Annotated in this window: 6 protein-coding genes; 2 read left to right on the top strand and 4 right to left on the bottom strand. The window is 70.6% G+C overall.

The features are described from left to right. Nucleotides 1-53: 53 nt before the first annotated feature. The gene (locus AB0N90_RS28900; RefSeq protein ID WP_365201575.1) at nucleotides 54-992 is read left to right on the top strand and encodes a M56 family metallopeptidase; all 939 of its coding nucleotides are present in this window, start codon (nucleotides 54-56) and stop codon (nucleotides 990-992) included. Nucleotides 993-1,031: 39 nt separating this feature from the next. Here the strand turns inward: AB0N90_RS28900 and recQ are convergent, their stop codons facing one another. Beyond that, complete coding sequence (gene recQ, locus AB0N90_RS28905) at nucleotides 1,032-3,002, bottom strand: DNA helicase RecQ (RefSeq protein ID WP_361683165.1); 1,971 nt, start codon at nucleotides 3,000-3,002, stop codon at nucleotides 1,032-1,034. 306 nt (nucleotides 3,003-3,308) lie between these two features. On the opposite strand from recQ, the gene AB0N90_RS28910 reads away from it, so the two are divergent. After that, complete coding sequence (locus AB0N90_RS28910) at nucleotides 3,309-3,854, top strand: hypothetical protein (RefSeq protein ID WP_365201578.1); 546 nt, start codon at nucleotides 3,309-3,311, stop codon at nucleotides 3,852-3,854. Between the two features lie 87 nt (nucleotides 3,855-3,941). Here the strand turns inward: AB0N90_RS28910 and nuoN are convergent, their stop codons facing one another. The 3 genes from nuoN to nuoL are packed head-to-tail and all read right to left on the bottom strand — an operon-like array spanning nucleotide 3,942 to nucleotide 9,060. Further along, nucleotides 3,942-5,591 carry an NADH-quinone oxidoreductase subunit NuoN gene (gene nuoN, locus AB0N90_RS28915; RefSeq protein ID WP_085566064.1) on the bottom strand — a complete coding sequence of 550 codons (1,650 nt, stop codon included), beginning with the start codon at nucleotides 5,589-5,591 and terminating at the stop codon, nucleotides 3,942-3,944. Next, entirely contained in the window at nucleotides 5,588-7,159 is a 1,572-nt protein-coding gene (locus tag AB0N90_RS28920) for an NADH-quinone oxidoreductase subunit M (protein WP_086808994.1), read from the bottom strand. Before AB0N90_RS28920 ends, nuoN begins: the two co-directional genes overlap by 4 nt. A 5-nt stretch (nucleotides 7,160-7,164) precedes the next feature. Beyond that, a complete protein-coding gene (nuoL, locus tag AB0N90_RS28925; RefSeq protein WP_136100170.1) occupies nucleotides 7,165-9,060 on the bottom strand; it encodes an NADH-quinone oxidoreductase subunit L in 1,896 nt (631 codons plus the stop codon). Nucleotides 9,061-9,067: the final 7 nt, after the last annotated feature.

Here is a 9,067-nt window from a genome sequence, read left to right on the forward strand (position 1 = left end):
TTCGCGCCACCCGTCCGCGAACCCCCTCTCCGACCAGGAACCGGAGCCCCGGCATGACCGTCTGCCTGCTCCTGCTCACCGTTGTCGCCCTGACGGCGGCCGGGCCGGCACCGCGCGCGCTGACCCGGGCCGACTGGCCCGAGCGGGAACCCGTGGTCGCGCTGTGGGTGTGGCAGTGCCTGGTCGCCACCGTCCTGCTGTGCTGCCTGGCCGCGCTGACACTGGGCACCGCGGCGGTCTTCCACACCGTGCGCGACCATGTGTTCGCCCCCGCGCCGCCCGCCGTGACCGCCGCCTACGACCTGTCCGCCGCGCCGGTGTGGGCCGCCGTCCTCACCGTCCTGCTGGCCGGCGGCGCCGCCTGGACCACGGCGATGCTCGGCCGGGAACTGGTGGAGGCCCGCCGCAGCCGCGGCCAGGCCCGCGCCGAACTGCGCGAACGCGCCCCGGACCTGCCCGCGGGACTGCCGATGGCGCGGGGCCCGATGCTGGTGCTGGAGGACGAGTACCCGGACGCCTGGTGGATGCCGGGGCATCCCCCGCAGCTGGTGGTCACCACCGGCGCGCTGCACCGGCTGACCGGCCACCAGCTGGACGCCGTCCTCACCCATGAGCGCGGCCACGCGCGCGCCCACCACGACTGGCTGCTGCATCTGTCCGGCGCGCTGGCCACGGGCTTTCCCCGGGTGCCGCTCTTCGCCCACTTCCGCGACCAGACGCACCGCCTGGTGGAACTGGCCGCCGACGACGCCGCCTCCCGGCGCTGCGGCCATCTGACCACCGCGCTCGCGCTGATCGAGCTGAACCAGCACCGGGGCGTCCTGTCCTGCGCCTCCAGCCGCCGGCTGCTGGGCGAGCGGGTGGACCGGCTGCTGGAACCGCCCCCGCGGCTGCTGCGCCGCCAGCGCGCCCTGACCACGACGGTCGCCGCGCTGGTACCGCTCCTCCCGCTGCTGATCACCTTCGCACCGGGCCTCAAGGCACTGTCCTGAGCCGCCCGTTCCGGAACGGGCGGCGCCTTCCCGGTCCTGCTATATCCAGTCCTCCGGCTCCGGCTCGTCCTCCGGGCCCGGCCAGTCGTCCTCCGGGGCCTCGCCCGGTGCGGGCGGCTCGGTGGCGGCCGGAGCCGATCCGTTCAGGGAGGACAGCACGGCGAGCACCTCCTCGCCGTACGTCGCCAGCTTCTTCTCGCCGACCCCGCTGATGCCGGCCAGGTCCCGCAGAGAGCCCGGCATGCTGGAGACGATCGCGCGCAGGGTGGCGTCGTTGAAGATGATGTACGGCGGCACGCCCTGCTCCTTGGCCTGCCCGGTGCGCCACACCCGCAGCGCCTCGAAGGCGGGCTGGAGTTCCTCGGGCAGCTCGGCCACGGCGGCCTTGGCCTTGCCGCCGCCCCGCCCGGAGCCCGAGGCGGAGCGGGAGACGGCCGGCTTCTTCGGCTCCTTGCGCAGCGGGACCTCCCGCTCGCCGCGCAGCACCGTGCCGCTGTCCTCGGTGAGCACCAGCGTGCCGTACTCCCCCTCGACCGCGAGCAGCCCCTGGGCCAGCAGCTGGCGGATGGCGCCGCGCCACTCGCCCTCGGCGAGGTCCTCGCCGATGCCGAAGACGGACAGCTGGTCGTGGTCGAACTGGATCACCTTGGCGGTGCGCTTGCCGAGGAGGATGTCCACGATCTGGAGGGCGCCGAACTTCTGGCCGCGCTCGCGCTGCAACCGCACCACCGTGGACAGCACCTTCTGGGCCGCGACGGTGCCGTCCCAGGTCTCCGGCGGGGTCAGGCAGGTGTCGCAGTTGCCGCAGGCCGCCGCGCCGGGCTCCTGGCCGAAATAGGCGAGCAACTGGCCGCGCCGGCACCCGGCGGTCTCGCACAGCGCGAGCATCGCGTCCAGATGGGAGGCGGCCCGGCGGCGGAACGCCTCGTCGCCCTCGCCGGACTGGATCAGCTTGCGCTGCTGCACCACGTCATTGAGTCCGTACGCCATCCAGGCCGTGGACGGCAGTCCGTCACGGCCCGCGCGGCCGGTCTCCTGGTAGTAGCCCTCGATGGACTTGGGCAGGTCCAGATGGGCCACGAAGCGCACATCGGGCTTGTCGATGCCCATGCCGAAGGCGATGGTCGCGACCACGACCAGGCCGTCCTCGCGCAGGAACCGGGACTGGTGCGCCGCGCGGGTGCCCGCGTCCAGGCCCGCGTGGTACGGCACCGCCTCGACGCCGTTGGCGCTCAGGAACTCCGCGGTCCGCTCCACCGAGTTGCGCGAGAGGCAGTACACGATGCCCGCGTCGCCCGGGTGCTCCTCGCGCAGGAAGGCGAGCAGCTGCTTGCGCGGGTCGGCCTTGGGCACGATCCGGTACTGGATGTTGGGCCGGTCGAAGCTGGCGACGAAGTGCCGGGCCGCCGGGAGGTTCAGCCGCTGGGTGATCTCCTGGTGGGTGGCCCGGGTCGCGGTGGCCGTCAGGGCGATCCGCGGCACGTCCGGCCAGCGCTCGCCGAGCAGGCTCAGCGAGAGGTAGTCGGGCCGGAAGTCATGGCCCCACTGGGAGACGCAGTGCGCCTCGTCGATCGCGAAGACGGAGATCTTGCCGCGGGAGAGCAGGTCCAGGGTGCTGTCCAGGCGCAGCCGCTCCGGCGCCAGATAGAGCATGTCCAGCTCGCCGGCCAGGAACTCGGCCTCGACCGTCCGCCGCTCGTCGAAGTCCTGGGTGGAATTGACGAACCCGGCGCGCACACCGAGGGCGCGCAGGGCGTCCACCTGGTCCTGCATGAGCGCGATCAGCGGCGAGACCACCACGCCGGTGCCGGGTCTGACCAGGGCCGGGATCTGGTAGCACAGCGACTTGCCGCCGCCGGTGGGCATGAGGACCAGGGCGTCGCCGCCCGCCACCACATGCTCGATGATCGCTTCCTGCTCGCCCCGGAAGGCGTCGTACCCGAAGACCCGGTGCAGCGTGGTCAGCGCCTCGCTCGCGTCCGCGCCGGGTCCCTCGGTCACCACTGGCATCTCGCTGATCCCGCCCGTCGCATCCATCGTCCTGTCCCCCGCCGGTCCCCCGTGTGCCGTCGTGCGCCCGCTGCCCACCACTGCCTCAACGATAGGGGTCCGCACCGACAGCCCCGGAGTTATCCACAAGCTACGAACAGATGTGCGAGCAAGGCAGGCCCCGAGCGCCGTCCAGGCGCACGACAGTCACTTTACGTGACATAACTGTCACTCGAATGGCCGCCTCCGATGGCCCCGGCCCCCGCCCCGGAACATCCTTCTCGGTGCGACCCCGTCTCCTCCCCCAGGAGCAAGGAGCCCCGCACGATGTCCGCTCACCTGACCAGACCCGTCCTCGCCCTCGTCGCCTCCACCGTCGCCCTCGGCCTCGCGGCCTCCCCCGCCCGTGCCGACCGGGGGCCGGTCGGGCCCGCCGTCCGGAAGCAGCTCGCGACGACGGTGTCGGCCACCGCCAAGTACCGGTCCGTCCCGCTCGCCGTGGCCGCCGGATACCGGCCCAACCCCTGCACCATGGACATGAACGACGGCATGGGCGCCATGGGCTACCACTACATCAACCCCAAGTACTACGGCTCCCTCGACCCCGCCAAGCCCGCCGCCCTGCTCTACGAGGACGACGGCAAGGGCGGCCGCAGGCTCACCGGGGTGGAGTGGATCGTGAAGGCCGGCAAGAGCACCGCGCGGCCCACGATGTTCGGCCGGAAGTTCGAGGGCCCGATCACCGCGCACCACAACTCGACCATCCCGACCCACTACTCGCTGCACGCCTGGCTCTACAAGGACAACCCCAACGGCCTGTTCTACGAGTGGAACCCCGACGTGAAGTGCCCCTACCCGGGCGCCCCGGGCTGAGCCGCACGGCAGCGCGAAGGCCCCGGTTCCGTCCTCCGGAACCGGGGCCTTCCTCGCGCACGGGCGCGGTGAGCACACTCAACGCACTCAGCGCACGAACACACTCGCCTGGTTCGCCAGGTTCAGGAAGTACTGCGGCGCCACACCCAGCACCAGCGTGACCGCCACGCCGAGCCCGATCGCCAGCATCGTGAGCGGCGACGGCACGGCCACCGTCGGCCCCTCCGGCTTGGGCTCGCTGAAGAACATCAGCACGATCACCCGGATGTAGAAGAACGCCGCGATCGCCGAGGAGATCACACCGATGACGACCAGCGGGGCCGCGCCCCCGGCCGCCGCCGCCTTGAACACGGCGAACTTCCCCGCGAAGCCGGAGGTCAGCGGGATACCGGCGAAGGCCAGCAGGAACACCGCGAAGACCGCCGCCACCAGCGGGGAACGCCGGCCGAGCCCGGCCCACTTGGACAGATGGGTCGCCTCGCCGCCCGCGTCCCGCACCAGCGTGACCACCGCGAAGGCGCCGATCGTCACGAACGAGTAGCCGGCCAGATAGAACAGGACCGACGACACGCCGTTCTTCGAGGTCGCGATGACACCCGCGAGGATGAAACCGGCGTGCGCGATGGAGGAGTACGCCAGCAGCCGCTTGATGTCGGTCTGGGTGATCGCCACGATCGCGCCGCCCAGCATGGTGATGATCGCCACCGCCCACATCACCGGCCGCCAGTCCCAGCGCATCCCCGGCAGCACCACGTACAGCAGCCGCAGCAGCGCGCCGAACGCGGCCACCTTGGTCGCCGCCGCCATGAAGCCGGTCACCGGGGTGGGCGCGCCCTGGTAGACATCGGGCGTCCACATGTGGAACGGCACCGCGCCCACCTTGAACAGCAGGCCCATCACCAGCAGGGCCGCGCCGATGAGCAGCAGCGCGTCATTGCCCATGGTGTCGGCCAGCGCCGGGTTCACATCGGTGACCGAGCCGTCCACGACCTGGGCGATGCGCGCGTACGACACCGAGCCCGCGTAGCCGTACAGCAGCGCGATGCCGAACAGGGTGAACGCGGAGGCGAACGCGCCCAGCAGGAAGTACTTGACCGCGGCCTCCTGCGACATCAGCCGCTTGCGGCGGGCCAGCGCGCACAGCAGGTACAGCGGCAGGGAGAAGACCTCCAGCGCGACGAAGAGCGTCAGCAGATCGTTCGCCGAGGTGAAGACCAGCATGCCGGAGACCGCGAAGAGCAGCAGCGGGAAGACCTCGGTGGTGGTGAACCCGGCCTTGACCGCGGCCTTCTCGGTGTCACTGCCGGGCACGGCGGCGGCCTGCGCGGCGAAGGAGTCCACCCGGTTGCCGTGCGCCTCCGGGTCGAGCCGGCGCTCGGCGAAGGTGAACAGGCCCACCAGACCGGCCAGCACGATGACGCCCTGGAGGAACAGCGAGGGGCCGTCGACCGCGATGGCGCCCATGGCGGCGACATGCGCCTTCGTGGTGCCGTACCCGTCGGCGGCGAGCCCGACGACCGCGGCGAACGCGGCGCACAGGGCGACGACCGACACGAACACCTGCGCGTAGTAACGGGACCTGCGCGGCACGAACGCCTCGACCAGCACCCCGACCAGCGCGGCGCCGAGGAGGATCAGCGTGGGCGACAATTGCCCGTATTCGATCTTCGGCGCGCCGATCTGGGGGATGCGGTCGGCCGCGGTTGTCCACAGGCTGTGGACGGCTGGGGTGCTCACTTGGCCGCCTCCACCTCGGGCTTGGGGTCCTTCTTCTGGACGTCGGACATGGTGTGCTTGACCGCCGGGTTGACGATGTTCGTCACGGGCTTCGGATAGACGCCCAGGAAGATCAGCAGCACGATCAGCGGGGCGACGACCAGGACCTCACGCACCCGCAGATCGGGCATCGTGGAGACCTCGGGCTTCACCGGGCCGGTCATGGTGCGCTGGTAGAGCACCAGGGTGTAGAGCGCGGCGAGCACGATGCCGAGGGTGGCGATGATCCCGATCACCGGATAGCGCGTGAACGTGCCGACCAGGACGAGGAATTCGCTCACGAACGGCGCGAGGCCGGGCAGCGACAGGGTGGCCAGGCCGCCGATCAGGAAGGTGCCGGCGAGCACCGGGGCGACCTTCTGCACCCCGCCGTAGTCGGCGATGAGCCGCGAGCCGCGCCGGGAGATCAGGAACCCGGCGACCAGCATCAACGCGGCCGTGGAGATGCCGTGGTTGACCATGTAGAGGGTGGCGCCGGACTGGCCCTGGCTGGTCATCGCGAAGATGCCCATGATGATGAAGCCGAAGTGGGAGATCGACGCGTACGCCACCAGGCGCTTGATGTCCCGCTGGCCGACCGCGAGCAGCGCGCCGTAGACGATGCTGATCAGCGCCAGGACGAGGATCACCGGCGTGGCCCACCTGCTGGCCTCCGGGAACAGCCCGAGGCAGAAGCGGAGCATCGCGAAGGTGCCCACCTTGTCGACCACCGCCGTGATGAGGACGGCGACCGGGGCGGTGGACTCCTGCATGGCGTTGGGCAGCCAGGTGTGCAGCGGCCACAGCGGCGCCTTCACCGCGAAGGCGAAGAAGAAACCGAGGAACAGCCAGCGTTCGGTGCTCGTCGCCATGTGCAGCGAGCCGCTCGCCCGCGCCTCGGCGATCTGCTGGAGGGAGAAGTTCCCGGCGACCACATAGAGGCCGATCACCGCGGCCAGCATGATCAGACCGCCGACCAGGTTGTAGAGGAGGAACTTCACCGCCGCGTACGAGCGCTGGGTGGCGGCCGCCTCCTCGCCCTGGGCGTGGGCGCGGTCCCCGAAGCCGCCGATGAGGAAGTACATCGGGATCAGCATGGCTTCGAAGAAGATGTAGAAGAGGAAGACGTCGGTGGCCTCGAAGGAGATGAGGACCATCGCCTCGACCGCCAGGATCAGCGCGAAGAAGCCCTGGGTGGGGCGCCAGCGGCGGCTGCCGGTCTCCAGCGGGTCGGCGTCGTGCCAGCCCGCCAGGATGATGAACGGGATCAGTACGGCGGTCAGCGCGATCAGCGCCACCCCGATGCCGTCCACGCCCAGCTCGTAGCGCACCCCGAAGTCGCGGATCCAGGAATGGGATTCGGTGAGCTGGTAGCGGGCGCCGCCCGGGTCGAAGCGGACCAGGACGGTGATCGCCAGCGCGAGCGTGCCGAGCGAGACGAGCAGGGCCAGCCACTTGGCGGCGGTGCGCCGCGCGGCCGGTACGGCGGCCGTGGCGACGGCTCCCAGGGCGGGGAGCGCCGCCGTCGCTGTCAGCAGGGGAAAGGACATCGGTATCAGACCGCCCTCATCAGCAGGGTCGCGGCGACCAGGAGTGCCGCGCCGCCGAACATCGAGACCGCGTAGGAGCGGGCGAAGCCGTTCTGGAGCCGGCGCAGCCGCCCGGACAGGCCGCCGAAGCCGGCCGCCGTGCCGTTGACGACCCCGTCGACCAGGCTGTGGTCGAGGTAGACCAGGGAGCGCGTGAGGTGTTCGCCGCCGCGCACCAGGACCACATGGTTGAAGTCGTCCTGGAGGAGGTCGCGGCGGGCCGCCCGGGTGAGCAGCGAGCCGCGCGGGGCGACGGCCGGGACCGGCTTGCGTCCGTACTGCGCCCAGGCGATGCCCACGCCGATGACCAAACACACCATCGTGGCGATGGTGACCTCCCCGGCGCTGACCGGGGAGTGGCCCTCGCTGTGGCCGGTGACCGGCTCCAGCCACTTGAGGAAGCGGTCGCCGATGCTGAAGAAGGCACCGCCGAGGACCGAGCCGACGGCCAGCACGATCATCGGGATCGTCATGGTCTTCGGGGACTCGTGCGGATGCGGTTCATGGCCCTCGGCGTCGGGCTGCCAGCGCTTCTCGCCGAAGAACGTCATCAGCATCACGCGCGTCATGTAGAACGCGGTGATGGCCGCGCCCACCAGGGCCGCGCCGCCGAGGATCCAGCCCTCGGTGCCGCCCTTGGCGAAGGCCGCCTCGATGATCTTGTCCTTGGAGAAGAAGCCGGACAGGCCCGGGAAGCCGATGATGGCGAGGTAGCCGAGGCCGAAGGTGATGAAGGTGACCGGCATGTACTTCCGCAGGCCGCCGAACTTGCGCATGTCGACCTCGTCGTTCATGCCGTGCATCACGGAGCCCGCGCCGAGGAACAGCCCGGCCTTGAAGAAGCCGTGGGTCACCAGGTGCATGATCGCGAAGACATAGCCGATGGGGCCGAGGCCCGCGGCGAGCACCATGTAGCCGATCTGCGACATGGTGGAGCCGGCCAGCGCCTTCTTGATGTCGTCCTTGGCGCAACCGACGATCGCACCGAAGAGCAGCGTGACCGTGCCCACCACGGTGACGACGAGCTGGGCGTCCGGCGCCGCGTTGAAGACGGCCGCCGAGCGGACGATCAGATAGACGCCCGCGGTCACCATGGTCGCCGCGTGGATCAGGGCCGAGACCGGGGTCGGGCCCTCCATCGCGTCACCGAGCCAGGACTGGAGCGGCACCTGGGCGGACTTGCCGCACGCGGCCAGCAGCAGCATCAGGCCGATCGCGGTGAGCTTGCCCTGGGAGGCGCCGTCGACATGGCCGAAGACCGGGCCGAAGGCGAAAGAGCCGAAGGTGGTGAACATCAGCATGATCGCGATCGACAGGCCCATGTCGCCGACGCGGTTGACCAGGAACGCCTTCTTGGCGGCCGTGGCGGCGCTGGGCTTGTGCTGCCAGAAGCCGATCAGCAGATAGGAGGCGAGACCGACGCCCTCCCAGCCGACGTACAGCAGCAGGTAGTTGTCGGCGAGGACGAGCAGCAGCATCGCCGCGAGGAACAGGTTCAGATAACCGAAGAAGCGGCGGCGCCGCTCGTCGTGCTCCATGTACCCGACCGAGTACAGATGGATCAGCGAGCCGACGCCGGTGATCAGCAGGACGAAGGTCATCGACAGCTGGTCGAGGCGGAAGGTGACGTCCGCCTGGAAGCCCTCGACCGGGATCCAGGTCCACAAGTGCTGGATCAGCGTGCGGTGTTCGGCGTTCTTGCCGAGCAGGTCGGCGAAGAGGAGCAGGCCGATGACGAAGGACGCGGTCGACAGCAGGGTGCCGATCCAGTGGCCGACGCGGTCCAGGCGCCGGCCGCCGACCAGGAGGACGGCCGCTCCGAGCAGGGGCGCCGCGACGAGCAGCGCGATCAGTTTCTCCACGATTCTC

It is taken from the genome of Streptomyces sp. NPDC093018, assembly GCF_040684035.1.
Taxonomy (GTDB): Bacteria; Actinomycetota; Actinomycetes; order Streptomycetales; family Streptomycetaceae; genus Streptomyces; species Streptomyces murinus.

Coding starts and splice junctions, on each gene's coding strand:
- AB0N90_RS28900 (WP_365201575.1), top strand. CDS start 54: ATGACCGTCTGCCTGCTCCTGCTCACCGTTGTCGCCCTGACGGCGGCC.
- AB0N90_RS28910 (WP_365201578.1), top strand. CDS start 3,309: ATGTCCGCTCACCTGACCAGACCCGTCCTCGCCCTCGTCGCCTCCACC.
- recQ (WP_361683165.1), bottom strand. CDS start 3,002: ATGCCAGTGGTGACCGAGGGACCCGGCGCGGACGCGAGCGAGGCGCTG.
- AB0N90_RS28920 (WP_086808994.1), bottom strand. CDS start 7,159: ATGTCCTTTCCCCTGCTGACAGCGACGGCGGCGCTCCCCGCCCTGGGA.